16 protein-coding genes are annotated in these 16,897 nt (G+C 33.2%); 5 read left to right on the forward strand and 11 right to left on the reverse strand.

Annotation, left to right across the window (positions count from 1 at the left end; all coding sequences use genetic code 11):
- Positions 1-26: 26 nt before the first annotated feature.
- Positions 27-1,964 (forward strand): LTA synthase family protein, encoded by a 1,938-nt coding sequence (locus IW18_RS07875; protein WP_041517048.1) that lies wholly within the window; start codon positions 27-29, stop codon positions 1,962-1,964.
- A 163-nt stretch (positions 1,965-2,127) separates the two neighbouring features.
- On the opposite strand, the gene meaB is transcribed toward IW18_RS07875, so the two are convergent.
- The 3 genes from meaB to IW18_RS07890 all read right to left on the reverse strand — a co-directional run bounded on the left by meaB (position 2,128) and on the right by IW18_RS07890 (position 4,618).
- Positions 2,128-3,225, reverse strand: a complete 1,098-nt coding sequence (gene meaB, locus IW18_RS07880) for a methylmalonyl Co-A mutase-associated GTPase MeaB (protein WP_041517049.1) — start codon at positions 3,223-3,225, stop codon at positions 2,128-2,130.
- 287 nt (positions 3,226-3,512) lie between these two features.
- On the reverse strand, positions 3,513-4,154 hold the full coding sequence (locus IW18_RS07885; RefSeq protein WP_041517050.1) for an NAD(P)-dependent oxidoreductase: 642 nt from the start codon (positions 4,152-4,154) through the stop codon (positions 3,513-3,515).
- Positions 4,155-4,210: 56 nt separating this feature from the next.
- A complete protein-coding gene (locus tag IW18_RS07890; RefSeq protein ID WP_041517051.1) occupies positions 4,211-4,618 on the reverse strand; it encodes an Rrf2 family transcriptional regulator in 408 nt (135 codons plus the stop codon).
- A 117-nt stretch (positions 4,619-4,735) separates the two neighbouring features.
- On the opposite strand from IW18_RS07890, the gene IW18_RS07895 reads away from it, so the two are divergent.
- Together IW18_RS07895 and IW18_RS07900 are read left to right on the forward strand one after the other, a co-directional pair.
- Positions 4,736-5,647 (forward strand): AEC family transporter, encoded by a 912-nt coding sequence (locus IW18_RS07895; protein ID WP_041517052.1) that lies wholly within the window; start codon positions 4,736-4,738, stop codon positions 5,645-5,647.
- A 110-nt stretch (positions 5,648-5,757) separates the two neighbouring features.
- Positions 5,758-6,396 (forward strand): peroxiredoxin, encoded by a 639-nt coding sequence (locus IW18_RS07900; RefSeq protein WP_041517053.1) that lies wholly within the window; start codon positions 5,758-5,760, stop codon positions 6,394-6,396.
- Between the two features lie 91 nt (positions 6,397-6,487).
- On the opposite strand, the gene IW18_RS07905 is transcribed toward IW18_RS07900, so the two are convergent.
- The 4 genes from IW18_RS07905 to IW18_RS07920 all read right to left on the reverse strand — a co-directional run bounded on the left by IW18_RS07905 (position 6,488) and on the right by IW18_RS07920 (position 11,539).
- Positions 6,488-8,737: a cation:proton antiporter domain-containing protein gene (locus IW18_RS07905; protein WP_041517054.1), complete on the reverse strand. Its 2,250-nt coding sequence runs from the start codon at positions 8,735-8,737 to the stop codon at positions 6,488-6,490.
- Between the two features lie 161 nt (positions 8,738-8,898).
- Entirely contained in the window at positions 8,899-10,245 is a 1,347-nt protein-coding gene (gene purB / locus IW18_RS07910) for an adenylosuccinate lyase (RefSeq protein WP_041517055.1), read from the reverse strand.
- A 78-nt stretch (positions 10,246-10,323) separates the two neighbouring features.
- Positions 10,324-11,013, reverse strand: a complete 690-nt coding sequence (locus IW18_RS07915) for an SIR2 family NAD-dependent protein deacylase (protein ID WP_041517056.1) — start codon at positions 11,011-11,013, stop codon at positions 10,324-10,326.
- Between the two features lie 4 nt (positions 11,014-11,017).
- On the reverse strand, positions 11,018-11,539 hold the full coding sequence (locus tag IW18_RS07920) for a GNAT family N-acetyltransferase (RefSeq protein WP_041517057.1): 522 nt from the start codon (positions 11,537-11,539) through the stop codon (positions 11,018-11,020).
- A gap of 94 nt (positions 11,540-11,633) precedes the next feature.
- On the opposite strand from IW18_RS07920, the gene IW18_RS07925 reads away from it, so the two are divergent.
- Both IW18_RS07925 and IW18_RS07930 read left to right on the forward strand, forming a co-directional pair.
- Complete coding sequence (locus IW18_RS07925) at positions 11,634-12,269, forward strand: hypothetical protein (protein ID WP_041517058.1); 636 nt, start codon at positions 11,634-11,636, stop codon at positions 12,267-12,269.
- On the forward strand, positions 12,262-12,924 hold the full coding sequence (locus IW18_RS07930; protein WP_041517059.1) for a TrmH family RNA methyltransferase: 663 nt from the start codon (positions 12,262-12,264) through the stop codon (positions 12,922-12,924). The genes IW18_RS07925 and IW18_RS07930 overlap by 8 nt, the downstream gene beginning before the upstream one ends.
- A gap of 112 nt (positions 12,925-13,036) precedes the next feature.
- Here the strand turns inward: IW18_RS07930 and IW18_RS07935 are convergent, their stop codons facing one another.
- From IW18_RS07935 to IW18_RS07950, 4 genes are all read right to left on the reverse strand, one after another.
- Complete coding sequence (locus IW18_RS07935; RefSeq protein ID WP_041517060.1) at positions 13,037-13,996, reverse strand: transporter family protein; 960 nt, start codon at positions 13,994-13,996, stop codon at positions 13,037-13,039.
- 271 nt (positions 13,997-14,267) lie between these two features.
- Positions 14,268-15,308, reverse strand: coding sequence for a cytochrome-c peroxidase (locus tag IW18_RS07940; protein ID WP_041517061.1), 1,041 nt, complete (start codon positions 15,306-15,308; stop codon positions 14,268-14,270).
- 104 nt (positions 15,309-15,412) lie between these two features.
- A complete protein-coding gene (locus IW18_RS07945; protein WP_041517062.1) occupies positions 15,413-16,213 on the reverse strand; it encodes an MbnP family protein in 801 nt (266 codons plus the stop codon).
- 117 nt (positions 16,214-16,330) lie between these two features.
- On the reverse strand, positions 16,331-16,708 hold the full coding sequence (locus tag IW18_RS07950) for a hypothetical protein (protein ID WP_240475541.1): 378 nt from the start codon (positions 16,706-16,708) through the stop codon (positions 16,331-16,333).
- Between the last annotated feature and the right edge of the window lie 189 nt (positions 16,709-16,897).

The following is a 16,897-nucleotide window of genomic DNA, read 5'->3' on the forward strand; positions in this document are numbered from 1 at the left end:
TTTTTTACGTTAAATACCACATATTGATGAAGAAACTAAGTTATTTAAAACCCATTTTTAACTTTATAGCAATTGGATTGCTAATAACTACTTTAAGCCGAATATTTTTGTTTTTTCTTTTTAAAGAAAGAGTAGTAGAAACACCAAATTTCTGGTACATTTTTCCAATCGGTCTTCGAATGGATTTAATTTTACTGTGTTATATGTCCTTTCTACCGGCAGTTTTAATTACTTTTTTACCTGCCAAATGGCTAAAATTCACCAATAAATTCCTTGTAGTTTATAGCTTTTTGTTTTTGTTTCTGATTCTTTTTGTAGAATTGGCAACGCCAGATTTTGTAAAACAATACGATACGCGTCCAAACAAAATATTTTTAGATTATCTAATATATCCTAAAGAAGTAGTTGGAATGCTTTTAAAAAGCTATTTAACTTCTATTATTGTAACTTTTTTAATCTTGGGAGTTGTAGTTTATTTTGCTTTCAAAAAAGGAAAAAAATACTTTCATACCACTAGTGTAGAGTATAAGTTTAAATTAATGTTTTTTCCGTTAGTTGCTTTTTTATTGTTTTTTGGAGCACGTTCAAGTCTTACTTCAAAACGCCCAATTAACGCAAGTAATGCAGTTTTCTCGACAGATCAATTAACGAACACTTTAGGATTAAATTCATTTTATACAGTAGCTTTTGCTGCTTACTCGATTAAAAATGAAGGAAATACTAAAATGTATGGTAAAATGGAGGAAGCCGAAGCATTTGCTCGTGTAAAAAAATACATGATTGCCGGACCAAATGACTTTACAGATGCAGAGATTCCGTTTCTACATGTTCAACAACCAGATACAGTTTTACAAAAGCCATATAACTTAGTGATCTTTTTGCAAGAAAGTTTAGGGGCAGAATATGTTGGTATTTTAGGCGGAAAACCATTAACACCAGAATTTGATAAATTATCAAAGGAAGGTTTATTGTTTACTAATTTATACTGTACAGGAACAAGAAGTGTTCGCGGAATTGAAGCTGTTGTAACTGGATTTTTACCATCGCCATCAGAAAGTGTAGTGAAATTAGGGAACTCTCAACAAGGATTTTTTACCCTTGCTGATGCTTTAAAACAAAAAGGATACGACACTAGTTTTATTTATGGTGGAATGGCAAATTTTGATAACATGGCTTCATTTTTCAACGGAAATGGTTTTGAAGATATTGTAGATCAGGAAGATTTTGAATCAGATGGAAACAAATATGCTTTTAAGGGTACTTGGGGTTATTCTGATGAAGATTTAGTTACAAAAGCTAACAGTTATTTTAAAGCAAAAGGAGATAAACCATTCTTCTCATTAATGTTTTCGACATCGAATCATGAACCATTCGAATATCCAGAAGGAAGAATTAAGCCATACGATAAGAAACCGGCGACAGTAAATAATGCGATGAAATATGCAGATTTTTCGATTGGAAAATTCTTCGAAATGGCTAAGAAAGAGCCTTACTTCAAAAACACTATTTTTATTGTCATTGCAGATCACAATACCAGAACTTACGGAAAGAATTTGGTACCAATTAATAAGTTTCACATTCCTGCTTTAATAATGGGACCTGGAGTTCAAAAAGGAGCAGTTTACAGTAAATTGGCAAGTCAGATAGATATTCCGCCAACATTATTGGGTTATTTAGGAATTCCTTTTGAAACGCCAATGGTAGGAAGAAATTTGAATAAATTAGATCCAAAAGTTCAAGGAAGATCAATAATGCAGTTTAATGATATCAACGCGTTTAGAGTCGAAAATCAGGTTGTAATTATGCAGCCAAATTTAAAACCATTACAATTCGAAATCAAAAACGATACAACTTTAGTTCCGGTTAAATTAAATGAAGAATTAGCAAAAGATGCTTTGGCGCATGTAATTACAGCAGGAAATTTATATAAAGAGAATAAGTATAAGTTGAGAAAGAAGAATTAGGTTCAGAGGAACAAAGTGGCAAAGGTTCAAAGAAACAGAGTGTAAAACTTTGTCTCTTTGAACCTTTGTTGTTTGGGGTACTTTAAAAATTTGATAAGTTCTCGATTCTGCTAAGAATGATAAGATTGAAGAGAATCTTAGAACCTTTATAAAAAAAGCTTTGTCACTTTGAACCTTTATTAAAATATAACGCTAATAACTTCTGAGCAGCTGCAAAAGGTGAAATTTCATCATTTTGTACTGCTTTTTTGTTTTGTTCAAGTTGTGAAATAATCTCGGGCTGATTGTAAAAGTTCAGTTTTAGTTGCTCATTAATCGTTTCCATCATCCAGAAATGATTCTGTTCTTTTCGTTTTTCCAAGAAGAAACCAGTTTCATTAGTCATTTCGAAATAAGAAGAAATAGTATCCCAAATTTCTGAAACACCATCTTTTGTAATGGCACTGCAAGTCGTAACTTTTGGCTGCCAATTCGATTTTTTTGGAGGGAATAAATGCAAAGCCCTATTAAATTCCAGTTTTGCCTGATTTGCTTTCTTGATATTATCGCCATCTGCTTTATTAATCACAATAGCATCAGCCATTTCCATAATACCGCGTTTAATACCTTGAAGTTCATCGCCCGCACCAGAAATTTTTAGCAATAAAAAAAAGTCCACCATACTATGAACAGCAGTTTCGCTTTGACCAACACCAACGGTTTCAATAATGATTGTGTCAAAACCGGCAGCTTCGCACAGAATAATAGATTCTCGGGTTTTACGTGCCACACCACCAAGAGTTTCACCCGAAGCGCTTGGTCTGATAAAAGCATTTTCATCTTTAACCAATTCTTCCATACGAGTTTTATCGCCCAAAATACTTCCATGCGAAAGGGAGCTACTTGGATCAACTGCCAAAACGGCAACCTTTTTCCCTATTTGAGTAAGGAAACTTCCAAAAGCCTCTATAAAAGTACTTTTTCCAACACCAGGAACTCCAGTTATTCCAATTCGTATTGATTTATTGGCATAAGGTAAACAGCCATTTATAACTTCATTTGCTTTTTCGGCATGTTCCAGATTTGTACTTTCGATTAAAGTAATCGAACGACTTAAAGCGGTTCGGTTACCACTTAAAATTCCGTCAATTAATTCAGTAGAAGAAGGTTGTAATCTTCTATTTTTCTTAATTTGATCAATAGCAGAAACGTTGGTGATTTCAGGAGGCGAAATTCCAGCTTTTTCTTTTAAATTGCTTGATTGTTTTTTTGTAGTCGACAAAGTACACTTTTTGATAATGTAAAAGTACTTAAAACAAAAACAGTTTCAAAAAGGCAATTAGTCCTTTTGAAACTGTTTAATTGGTTTGTCACAAATTTCACGAATTAGCACAATTTTTTACCGATTTTGTGTCATCCCGAGGAACGAGGGATCTCCGCGAGAAATTCCGCCATCAAAATCTCCAATCTTTATCGAGCTACTTGTAGAGATCCCTTGTTCCTCGGGATGACATATAGTATTTGATTTTATTCTTAGTAATCTAATTCGTGTAATTCGTGGAAGAAGGGTTAGTATGCCGCAGTAAAACGAACTTGGTGATGTTTTGGAGTTTCGGCTTCATCGGCAATTACAACAGCCAAATCTTCTACAGAAAGGATACTTCTTTGTTCATCATTAAAAACCGGATTATCTAACCCTAAACGGTATTTTCCCGTTCTTCCTGTTGTAATCCCTTGATGCATTTCGAAAGCTGGACTAAAAAATGCCCAATCCAATTCTTTTTCATCTTTCAAAATATTCAAATAATCTCTTGCTGCTGTAGCTCCTGCGTGATATTCTTTGGGGAAATCCGGAGTGTCAACAGCTTGTAAACCTGGTGCTACAAACAAACTTCCTGCGCCACCAATAGTAATAAAACGTTTAACGCCAGATTTTTTTACTGCTTCCTGAATTGCTTTAGATCCAGCAATAAAATCGTCGTAAATGTTTGGGTTCGTCCAACCAGAATTGTAAGCGTTAATGACAACATCATTTCCTTTTAAAACTTCTGCTAAAGCATCTACATTAAAAATGTCAGCTTTTTTCCAAGTTGCATTTGCGGTGTCTTTTGGATTTCTTGCAATAGCAGTAATGTCATGATTTCTGTTTGCTAATTCGTTTAAAATTGCTGAGCCTACAAATCCTGTTGCTCCAATAATTGCGATTTTCATAATATATAATTTTATTAGTAATAAAAAATGTTACAGTTTAGGGTAAAAAAATAGTTCTAGAATTGATTAGAAAAATCTTCTAATGTAATTCCTTCTAGTTGTAAACTAACTTTTTGATTCATATCAGCATATAAAGAACTTAAGTTTTGATTGATTTTTTTTCCAACCGGACAATCGGGATTAGGTTGATTTTTTGCGTAACCTAAATTAATGTTTTCAAAAGTCATTTCAAATATTTCTTTTAATGTAATTTTCGAGGCATCAACAGCCAGTTTTGTACCGCCATTTTTACCTTCTTTACTTTCTACAATATGATGTGCTTTTAAATTGGCAATTTCTTTTCTAACCAAAACAGGGTTCAAATTAATGCTTCCCGCAATAAACTCCGACGATAAATAATCGTTTGGGAATTTAGTGAGTAAAGTAAGAATGTGAGTCGTTATGGCAAATTTACCTGAAATCATACTGTAATAAAATATATTACAAATGTAGTTAGGTTAATGGAAATAAAAAAGTTTTTAACTAAAATTTAATTTTTTGAGGTATGCTATAAAAGTCTATTTTTGTTCTGAACCTTTGATATGAACAACTTTATACTAATATTTTTCTTTCTTGCGCTTGGATTAGTTTTACAAAGAGTAAAACGTTTTCCAACTCATATTTATAAGTATTTAAACAAGATTGTAATTTATTTGTGTTTACCTGCGATAACTTTATACCATATTCCAAAAATAAAATGGAGTAATGAATTACTGTTTCCAATTTTGGCCGGCTGGATTGCTTTTTTACTAGCCTGTGTGTTTTTTCATTTTTTAGGAAGAAGTTTAGGATGGTCAAATAGATTAATTGGCTGTCTAATTTTAACAGCAGGATTAAGTAATTCATCATTTTTAGGATATCCCATAATTGAAGCTTTATTTGGGAAGAAAGGATTAGAAACTGCCATTCTTGTTGACCAGCCTGGAACTTTTGTTGTTGTCTCGACTTTAGGTGTTTTTGTAGCAGCATTTTATTCAAAAGGAAGTCCGGACGCGTTAAGCATTTTTAAAAAGGTTATCTTTTTTCCTCCGTTTATCACGTTTGTAGTTGCGTGTTTATTGAATGTTTTTCAATATGATTTAGATGTAAATCTTCAGACGGTTTTATTAAAAATTGGAAGTTTTGTTACTCCACTAGCTTTATTGTCAGTAGGATTACAACTTACTTTTGATCGAAGAAGTCAGCATTGGAAATTTTTGCGACTAGGACTTTTCTTTCGATTAATTATTACTCCGTTTATAATTTTGGTTTTGTATGTTTTTGTTTTTAAACAACATTCAGAGGCTATAAAAATTACGATTATGGAAGTGGCTATGGCGCCCATGATTACAGGGGCAATCTTAGCTTCGACTTATGGTTTAAAACCAAAATTAAGCAGTATGATGATTGGTTTTGGAATTCCAATTTCTTTTGTAACCCTTGCGATTTGGTATTTTGTTGTGAGCTTTATTTAGTCAAAATAGTAATTCGATAGATAAAATAGAATTTTAACTTTTTTTTAGAATTTCGATGTTTTCCTTGTTCTTTTTTTGACTAATTTTAGATGAACTAAAAAAATATAATTATGTCAACATTGAGATTAGGCGATATAGCTCCAGATTTTCAAGCAGAAACAACCGAAGGAACAATTAAATTTCATGAATGGTTAGGCGATTCTTGGGGTGTTTTATTTTCGCATCCTGCAGATTTTACTCCTGTTTGTACAACTGAACTTGGAACGGTAGCTAATTATGTTCCGGAATTTAAAAAGAGAAATACAAAAGTAATAGCATTAAGTGTCGATGGTTTAGAATCTCATAAAGAGTGGATCAAGGACATTAATGAAACTCAAAATACAACGGTTAATTTTCCAATCATTGCAGATGAAGATAAAAAAGTAGCAACTTTATACGATATGCTACACCCAAATGCGAGCGATAAATTTACAGTGCGTTCTGTTTTTGTGATTGGTGCAGATAAAAAAATAAAACTTACGTTGACTTATCCAGCATCAACAGGAAGAAATTTTGACGAATTACTTCGCGTTATCGATAGTTTACAGCTTACTGCAAACTATAGTGTTGCAACTCCGGCAAACTGGAAAGATGGAGATGATGTAGTAATTGCACCTGCTATTCCTGATAGTGATATTCCGGCAAAATTTCCAAAAGGACATACGCGTATAAAACCATATTTGCGTACAACACCACAACCTAATAAGTAAAGTCTCTAAGTTGCTGAGTTACTAAGTTTCTAAGATTGCAGTTTTTATAAAAAAACTCAGTACCTCAGAAACTTAGTACCTTAGTAGCTTTTTATATTGGAATATTAACGCTCTTTTTAGTTAACTCGTTCATTCGTTTTTTGTCACCAACTACCCAAACAATATCATTGTTTTCTAGGATTAAATGCGATTCAGGATTTAAAATACGATTACCATTTCTTTCAATTCCTACCACAAGACCACCAGTTTTTGCTCTAAATTGTCCAATACTTTTTTGTACAAAATCTTCACCAGAAATTTCAAGCTGACGTAATACGATTTCAGATTCATCAACATTTTTTGCAGCTTCGACTTCATTCTGTAAATAAGTGGTGAATTGAGAAATTTGCTCATCTGTACCAATAACGCAAATCTCGTCGCCAGGAAATAAACGCTCATTTTTTGTTGGAATAGGAATCGTGATTTCGCCTCGTCTAATAAAGGCAATATTAATACCCAGATTTTCTCTAATGCGCAATTCCTCTAGGGTTTTGCCTGCAAGATTTGATTCTTTACCAATGTCAAAAATAGACATGTGACCATCCCAAGGCATTAGATTGGCATATCTTCTGTCTATTTTTTTGTTTTCACGATCGTTTAGATTCTTTAAAAAGTGATTTTCAATTTTATGATATTGCTCATTTAATTTCTTTGGAAACAATTGATAAGCCCCAATCGCAATAATTAAAGCCACAAAAGCAACCAAAGGAGAGAAGAAGATATTTAATAAAAATCCAACGAAAAACAAACCAAGGCTCATTCTAATTAAAATTAGCATTAAAAGCGCACCACGATATTTTCGTTCTTCCCATAATGTTTCGACTTCACTCACCTTAACGCGTCGTAAAGAAAGAGCCCATAAAAATGGCGCAATTATAACCAAAGTAATTAATGCAGCCAAAGTATTTCCAAAACGAGTCTCTGCTACTAAAGGAGCGACAAATTTTGATGACAATAGAATAATAGCCGTTATAATTATTGTGTGTAATATGATTTGCGTTATAGAAGCACGAAGTACAATTTGCCAAGTGCTAACAGATTTTATAGCTTGGGCATTCAAACTATAACGGTTGATGTTTTTAATCCATTTTTTGGGTAGTTTTCGTTCTAAATATCCTGAAAAAGGATCAGAGTATTTGATTAAAAATGGAGTTGTAAAAGTTGTTATTGCTGATACTGCCACAATTATTGGATATAAAAAATCACTCGTTACCTTTAACGTCATTCCAAGAGTAGCGATAATAAACGAGAACTCCCCAATTTGCGCCAAACTCATACCAGTTTGTACAGATTGTTTAAGTGGCTGTCCAGAAAGTAAAGCTCCAATTGATGAACTAAATGCTTTCCCGAAAATAGTTAGAAGCGTTATAAGTGCAACCGGCAACATATAAGTAATCAAAGTATCAGGGTTAATTAACATACCCACCGATACAAAGAAAACAGCACCAAATAAATCTTTTACTGGCTGAATTAAATGCTCTATTTTTTCGGCCTGAGTGGTTTCTGCAATAATAGATCCCATAATAAAAGCACCAAGAGCAGGCGAGAAGCCAACGTTTGCGGCAAACATAACCATCATTAAACATAATGCTAACGAGATAATAAGCAACATTTCGTCTGTTAATAGATGTTTTGCTTTTTTAAGGATTGTTGGAATAATAAAAATTCCGCCCAAAAACCATATAATCAAAAAGAATACTAATTTTAAAACCGACTGTAATAATGCACCGCCCGAAACCTGATCGCTAACTGCGATTGTCGATAATAAAACCAACATCAAAATAGCCACAATATCTTCGACGATTAAAGCACCAAATACAATTCCGGCAAACTTCTTTCCTTTTACACCAAGTTCATCAAAGGCCCGAATAATAATAGTGGTTGACGAAATCGAGAGCGTTGCTCCAAGAAATATACTATCCATTTTCGACCATCCCATCCATTGACCAACACAATAACCAATGAGTGTCATGAATAAAATCTGGGTTATGGCGGTTATCGAGGACGTTCCGCCTACTTTCATCAATTTCTTAAAACTAAATTCGAGTCCTAAACTAAACAGCAAAAAGATAACCCCAATTTCAGCCCAAACTTCAACACTTTTCATATCTGTTATAGACGGAAAAAAGTCAAAATGATTACCTGCTAAAAAACCTGCGATCAAATATCCTAAAACAAGAGGTTGTTTTAGCTTTTTAAATATTAAAACAGCTATTCCAGCGGTCATCAGGATTAATCCTAAGTCGCTAATAAGTGGTTGTAAATGGTGTGTAGTTTCTGCAGCGGCGTTTAAGGCAATCATAAAGTGGTATTTGTTGTTCAGTAGCTAATCCAGCTTTCTACTTCAAGCTTTTTCTTAAAAAGCTTTTCATTGCACTCTGGGGTAATTTCCTAACAAGATTTGTAAATAAAAAAAGCTATCGATAAAGATAGCTTTTTTTGAGAAAATATTTTAGGTTTTCTTTAAATTCCTACGTAATTACTAGGAGTTATTGCCATTAATTCGGCTCTAACAGCATCAGAAACTTCTAAAGTTGCAATAAAATTATGAATTGCTTTTTTATCAATAGCTTCATTAGTTCTTGTTAAACCTTTTAAAGCTTCGTAAGGGTTTGGATATGCTTCACGACGTAAGATGGTTTGAATTGCTTCTGCAACTACAGCCCAGTTTCTTTCTAAATCTTCGGCAAATTTAGCTTCGTTTAAAAGTAATTTATTCAATCCTTTTAAAGAAGCTTCAAAAGCAATAATAGTGTGTCCCATTGGAACTCCAATGTTACGTAAAACAGTACTGTCAGTTAAATCACGTTGTAATCTTGAAACTGGAAGTTTAGCCGAAAGGTGTTCGAAAATCGCATTAGCAATTCCTAAGTTGCCTTCAGAGTTTTCAAAATCAATTGGGTTAACTTTATGTGGCATTGCAGAGGAACCAATTTCTCCTGCTTTGATTTTTTGTTTAAAATAATCCATTGAAACATATGTCCAGATATCACGATCTAAATCGATGATAATGGTGTTGATTCTTTTTAAAGCATCAAAAAATGCTGCAAAGTGATCGTAATGTTCAATTTGTGTTGTAGGGAAAGAGTGGTGTAAACCAAGATCTGTTTCTACAAATTTATTACCAAACTGTTTCCAGTCGATTTGTGGATAAGCAACATGATGTGCATTGTAGTTTCCAGTTGCTCCACCAAATTTAGCTGCAAACGGAATGTTGAACAACAAACGCATTTGCTCTTCAAGACGCTCCACAAAAACCAAAATTTCTTTACCCAAACGAGTAGGAGATGCAGGTTGTCCGTGTGTACGTGCTAACATTGGAATGTCTTTCCATTCTACACTTAATTCTTTTAATTTAGAAATTAAAGTAATTAAAGAAGGCATATAAACTTGCTCAAACGCATCTTTTGTAGAAAGCGGAATTGCAGTGTTATTAATATCCTGAGATGTTAACCCGAAGTGAATGAATTCTTTGTATTGAGATAAACCCAATTTTTCGAAAGCATCTTTAATAAAGTACTCAACTGCTTTTACGTCATGGTTGGTTACTTTCTCAGTTTCTTTAATCCAAAGCGCATCTTCAGTCGAGAAATTTTTGTAAATGTTTCGTAAACTGTCGTATAAATTTGAATTTACGCCTTGAAGTTGTGGTAAAGGAACTTCGCACAAAGCAATAAAGTATTCAACTTCAACTAATACGCGGTATTTTATTAAGGCTTCTTCTGAGAAAAAAGGCGCCAAAGAAAGAGTTTTACTTCTATATCTTCCGTCAATAGGAGATATAGCATTCAATTCGTTTAAAGTAGTCATTGTTATGTTGTTTTTCGAAAGGTGCAAATATAAACAGAATTTAGCGATTAGAGGTCATCAAATAGTCAATTCGTAGTTTTAAATTGATTTTAATCGATCTCTTAAATCCGAAACTCCTTCTGAAGCAATTTTAGCAATAACTTCAACTTTGTTTTGAATGTTTGGAATCGCAATTGGCTTTGGATCAATGTAAAAAACAGGTGTAATACTGTAAGTATATGAAATTAATCCAGCCGCAGGATATACCTGTAGTGAAGTTCCAATAACGGCGAAATAATCTGCTTTTTCAACAATCGATATTGCTTCTTCAAGTGCCGGAACATCTTCGCCAAACCAAACAATATGTGGTCGTAATTGATGTCCGTTTTTGTCGAGATCGCCCGTATATAAATCGTCGTTCCAATCCAGAATCAAATCTCGATTTTGAGTACTTCGTACTTTTAGTAATTCTCCATGTAAATGCAAAACCTTTGTGCTTCCGGCACGTTCGTGTAAATCATCTACATTTTGAGTAATAATATGTACATCAAAATCTTGTTCTAATTCGGCTAAAATTTGATGTCCTAAATTTGGTTTTACTTCTTTGAGTTGTGCTCTGCGTTTGTTGTAAAAATCTAAAACCAATTCTTGATTTTTGCGCCAACCTTCGGGAGTTGCAACTTCCATAACATCATGACCTTCCCATAATCCGTCGCTGTCACGAAAAGTTTTAATGCCGCTTTCGGCGCTAATTCCTGCTCCGGTTAAAACTACTAATTTCTTCTTCATTTTATTATTTCAAAGTTAGTTTCATTAATAAATCGGTTTGTTTTTGATCGCCTAAAACAAAAATATGCTTGTCAAATGCTACAAAACCATTCTTTTTGTAGAAATTCTGCGCTCTTAAATTTTCTTCCCAAACGCCTAACCAAATATATTTTAAGTCAGCATCTTTGGTAATTTGTAAAGCTTTGTGGTATAAAAGCTGTCCCACTTTTAGTCCGTGAAATTCTTGTAAAACATAAATACGTTCTATTTCTAAGCCCTCTTTATCTTTCAATTCTGTTTGCGCTTCTCCAAAATTCACTTTTAGATATCCAAGAATTTGATCATCGATATGTGCAAAATAAAATTCAGAATCAGGATTTGATAATTCTGTTGTTAGTTTGCCAATTGCAAATTTTTCATCTAAATAGTCTTTCATATTTTCCTCAGAATTATCTCCGGCAAAAGTTTCATAAAATGTTTCTCTACCTATTTTCTGTAACTTGGAAATTTCAGAAAGTTCGATTTTTTTAATTGCTGGTATTTTCATATTCTGATATTTTATGGAATGAATTCAAAGATAATCAAATGCTAAATTTTTCAAACTAAATACTTATTTTAGCCAATATTAAATAACCTCAAAATTGGCTGCTGAACTTAAAGTAAAGATTAAAAGAAGTTTTTTAGATAATTATTACAGACCTTTGCATCTTCATCCTGAATTTATTCATTTTGAAGATAAAGATTTAGTAAATAATAGTTTTACATCTTTTAAAGCTTCTGATATCAAAGATTTTCGATGTGGTGTTAATTGGTTTAAGTACTACTTTGTTTTTGGTCGCGAATACCAATTCTACATTAGAAACTACAATAATGAAGTTTTAAAAATTAAGTTCAATTCTTATTTAGGAATAAAGAAAAAAGAAAAGCATAATCTATACGTCAGTATCATTAATACCCTTTGGGATTTATATTTTACCAAACAAGTCAATGACTTTTTGCAAGAATTTGAAGCAGGAGAATGTTTCTATATTGGAGATGTTGTTATTAATCCTGAAGGTGTTATAATAGCTGTTTCAAAATTGATGAAACAAGAAAAAGTACTAATTTCTTGGGATGATTTGAGATTTAGATTATTCAATTCATATTTTTCTATTTATTCTAAAGCAAACCCAATAGAAATTAATAGAGGATATTCATATAAAGAAGATTGGAATACTTTTGTATTATATGATGTAATAAAGAAAATACTTAGTAATAAAAAAATAAATAATGATTGATTTAGATTACCTCGCTTTTCTCGAAAATATACTAACAGATAATCGCAAGGAGAGATTCCTGAATGTACTCGGGAATCGTACCAAACATTTTACAATTGCAGTCGAAGATGTTTTTCAGATGCACAATACAAGCGCAGTTATGCGTAGCTGCGAAGTTTTTGGAATACAGGAATTAAATGTTGTCGAGCAGCGTTACGGAAAAAAAATTGACAAAGAAATTGCAATGGGTGCTCAAAAATGGGTCGATATTAACCAGTTTGACTCGGTTACCAATTGTATTTCGACTTTAAAAAATCAAGGATATCAAATTATTGCAACAACGCCACATGAAAATGATTGTTTGCTGGAGGATTTCGATATTACTAAACCAAGTGCACTATTTTTTGGGACAGAAAGAGATGGTTTATCTGAAGAAATTCTGGAAAAAGCCGATGGTTTTCTAAAAATACCAATGGTTGGTTTTACAGAGAGTTTAAATATTTCTGTTTCGGCAGCCATCATTATTCAGAACTTAACAAACCGATTACGCAATTCAGATATCGATTGGCATTTATCCAACGAAGAAATTTTGGAAAAACGTTTGTCTTGGGCAAGAAATTCAATTAAAGATATAAAACGAATTGAAGTTAGATATTACGAAGAAAATCCTAGATAAAAGTTAGCCACGAATTACACAAATTTTCACTAATTAAAATAGTTTAAAAATTTGTGTAATTCGTAACTAAAAAGCCTTTGTTACTTTGTGCCTTTGCAACTTTGAACCTTTTCTATAAAGTATAATTCAAATTTACACTCCATCTATAATTAGCTTCCATATTTCCGTTAGAAAGATTTTGACTAATAGGCAGCATAGCATTTATTCCAACCGAAAATTTATCTTTTCCGGCTTCAATACCAAATTTTCCAAACAAGATATCACCGGCAGTATTAGGTAAATCCAAATTATGTTGTCTGTTCGTTTGATACATTTCGCCAGCCAAACCAGCTTGCGGAACAATTTGAACCGATTTTAAATCGAACAAATAAAAGAATGTTCCAGCATAATTAAATTGATCACCGTATTGGTAATTTTTACTGTTTTCAGTTTTAAAAATGTAATTTAAAGTTGTGTTTAATCCTAGATTTTTGTGCTTAATTACATATTCAGAAATCAACGGAAAGTCCCAACTTCCGGTTCCTAACTGAAAACTCTGGTTGACACTTCCTAAATTATTCGCCTCTGTAAATTTTCCTGTCGGAAGTTTTACACCTCCACCAAGATTTACTTTATGCGTAAAAAAAGTGCTGTCTTTCTTTGTTTCAAAAACCGTATACAATGCCATTACGGTAATATCGCCCAAACCCTGAATACTTTCGGTTCCGGCAGTTAATTTTCGGTCATTAAAATGATATGGAACTAATGCCGAAATTTGAATTTTATCTGTCACAGGAATTCTTGCCCAAGCCTGAATTGTATTAAAATTTTCGTCAATCCACGGAGAGTTGGCAAAGATTCCGTCGCGACTCGTATAACTTTGTTTCATGTATCGTAAGCCTACAAAATTATTGTTTAGCATCGAACCAAAACCCATACTTCCGCCACTTGCAGAGCAACCGCAAGCATCGCAGTCAAAATCTTCCATCATTGCCAAACGCTGAAAAGTAAAAGTCGAAATACTATCTTTTACTGTAGAACTAAAGGCCGAAAAACCAATGAATAAAGTGCAGATAACTATTATTTTTTTCATTTTAATTATTTTTTTTAGAAGCTAATCCCGCTTTCGGCTATATCTTTTTTAAGGCGAAGAAAAATCGCCTCAAAAAAGGATACCGCCTCTATCGGGGCTAGGACTTCAGTTTTCATTATAAATTTATTTTTTACTACTCATGATAACACAATCTTGTCATTTCGACGAAGGAGAAATCACACTTGTTGGTCGACAAAGATTGGCACTTTTTTTAAAGAGTTTCTAGTGTGATTTCTCCTTCGTCGAAATGACAAATTTTAGTGATGTTTTTTTAAAACTCAGAAAAACGTTTATCAGTCAAATACTGATTATCTGTCAGTGTTTTTAGAAAAGCAATTATTTGTTGTTTTTCGCTTGCTGAAAGAGTAATTCCAAATTTTCCATTTTGTTTCAAGATTGGATCTAAAGTCGGAGAATCCTCAATTCCGCTAGCATAATGATCTAAAACTCCTTCAAGAGTTCCAAATCGTCCATCGTGCATATAAGGACCAGTAACTTCTACATTTCGCAAACTTGGCACTTTAAATTTATAATAATCACTCGCCAGTTCTGTTACTCTATAACGTCCAATATCATTAACCATTGGGTTTACAGCCAAACCATTATTGCGAAACGAATTATCAGTTTGTAAATCTGTTGCGTGACATGAGGCACATTTAGATTTAAATAAATCGTATCCAGCCAATTCATCGGTTGATAAACTTCCGCCAGTTTCATTTCGCCTGAATTTGTCAAATCTTGAGTTAGATGAGGTAACCATAACCATAAATTGCGAAAGCGCTTTCAGCATATTTTCGGTTGTAATTGCGCCATCGTCAAAGGCCTGGCCAAATAGTTTTTTATAGTCTTTGTCTGCTTTCATCATTTTTAAAATAGCATTCAAATCGCCATTCATTTCAATAATACTTTTAAGCGGAATAAGTGGTTGCAAGTCTAAATGATCTGAGGCTCCGTCGTACATAAAGACACTTTGGTAAGCCAGATTTTGAATTGATGGTGTATTTCTAGTTCCTTGAGCGTTGTCTACACCATGACTTACAGTGTGTCCGTGGTGTGTAAAAGCATTGGCTTGAATGTGGCAAAAGCCGCAGGAAACTACTCCGTCAGAGGCTAAACGTCCGTCATAAAACAGTTTTTTTCCCAGTTCAAACCCTTTTTCTGTTGGCGGATTCTGTGTAATGTTATACGCTAAAGCAGGAAAATTTGACGGAACAGTAAATTCTAAAGGAATATTTACATATTCGTCGTCCTGATCAGAGCAACTCCACAACAACGGAATCATCAACCATAGAAAATATTTTATTTTCAGCATGATTTCTTTGATTTTTTTAGAAGCACAAAAGGTATTTAATCTAAATACTTATAGAAGGAATTGTTGTTTTTGCTAAAACATAACTTTTGTGCTCCTGAAAATAATTAGTCGTTGTGTACGTGATCTACTCTAAACATAGCGCTGATGTTTTGGGTAATTAAAGGCAAATTTGCTCCACCCATAATCATAGCGCCCATTCCGCCCATGTTGTTGTCTGAAAGTTTGATCTTGTTTTTACCATCAATGATTTTAGAAAGATCTGTAATCAAGTGAACTTCTGGAGTAATTGTAGTACGTACCAAAGCTTTTGTTGGCATATCTACAGTAACTTCGGTGTAATTATAATCTGTTCCGGTTTTTCCGGTATGAATCATAAAAGATGTTGGAGTAGTAACGGTTGGCGAAGTAAAAGTACCTTCGAAAGCCAGAAATTTGTAGCCCGCAGCCCAAGACCACATCATACCTGCAGCATCTGCTTTAGCAAGAAAATCTCCCTGACCCGAAGCGCCTAATTTCCATTGATCTTCATCAACTCCAATTCCAAATTTTACTTTTACATAATCTCCGGCAGGAACATCTGTAAGTTCAAATTCGCGTCCGGCAGCAGTTGCTTCGTCAGCAATAAAATAGCTTTTGCTTTTTGGATACGTAAAAGTAGTTCCGTCAGCTTTAGTTAAAACCACATTGCTAATAATGTATTTTACTAAACTAATTTTAAGTACTTCGTTATTAGAAGTTGTATTTCCTTGAGTGTTTAAAATAAGATCGTTTGAGCCGTAAGCATTATCGAACTCTAAAATTAGTTTTCCGTTTCCTGAAACTTCTTGATTATCGTCGTTTGAACATGAAACTAGAGCGATAGAAAGTGTTACAATAGCAAATGCTCTGTATAAAGTATTTTTCATTTTATGAATTTTATATAATTTAATTTTTAAATGTAAAAGGTGCGTAAACGCTTTTTCATTGATTTTAAAACAATGAAAAATGATTTCAGTTATGAAAATGAAATCTGATTTAAAAAATTATATAAAATAGGATGGAGGACGAAAAGTAGCGATAGAAACTGCAATTGGTTTTGCATCTAATGAAGCAAAAAGATTTGCTTTAGATTGAATAGGTGCTACTAATTTGTATTCTGTTGTGAAGGTATTTTGAATGTAAACAATCTCTGCTTTTTCTTTCAGGTTGTTTTGCATTTTCTTTTCGTTATCGGCGTATTTTTTTAAACTTTTTTGAAGTTCACAACGGCCGTTACATGTATTAAAAACCATTTTTCGTTGTACACAAATGGTTTTTGTAATTTCATCCTGATTTATTTTGAATGAAGTATAAACAAAGAAACTGCCAAATGATGGCACTAATAGCATACATGAAAGTAATATGATAAAAAACTTCTTCAAGAGTTGTTTCGTTGTTTCGAATGCAAAAGTACATTTTATTCTTTTTAAATATTATGATTTTTGTCATTTAACATAAAAGTTTTTTAGTCGCAGTTTACAGTATTCAGTCGCATTCTCAGTATTCAGTGTGCAAACTATTTAAAAAAAGAAACCCGACAGATCTTTAAGACCTGTCGGGTTTGATATGTA

It is taken from the genome of Flavobacterium hibernum (assembly GCF_000832125.1).
Lineage (GTDB): Bacteria > Bacteroidota > Bacteroidia > Flavobacteriales > Flavobacteriaceae > Flavobacterium > Flavobacterium hibernum.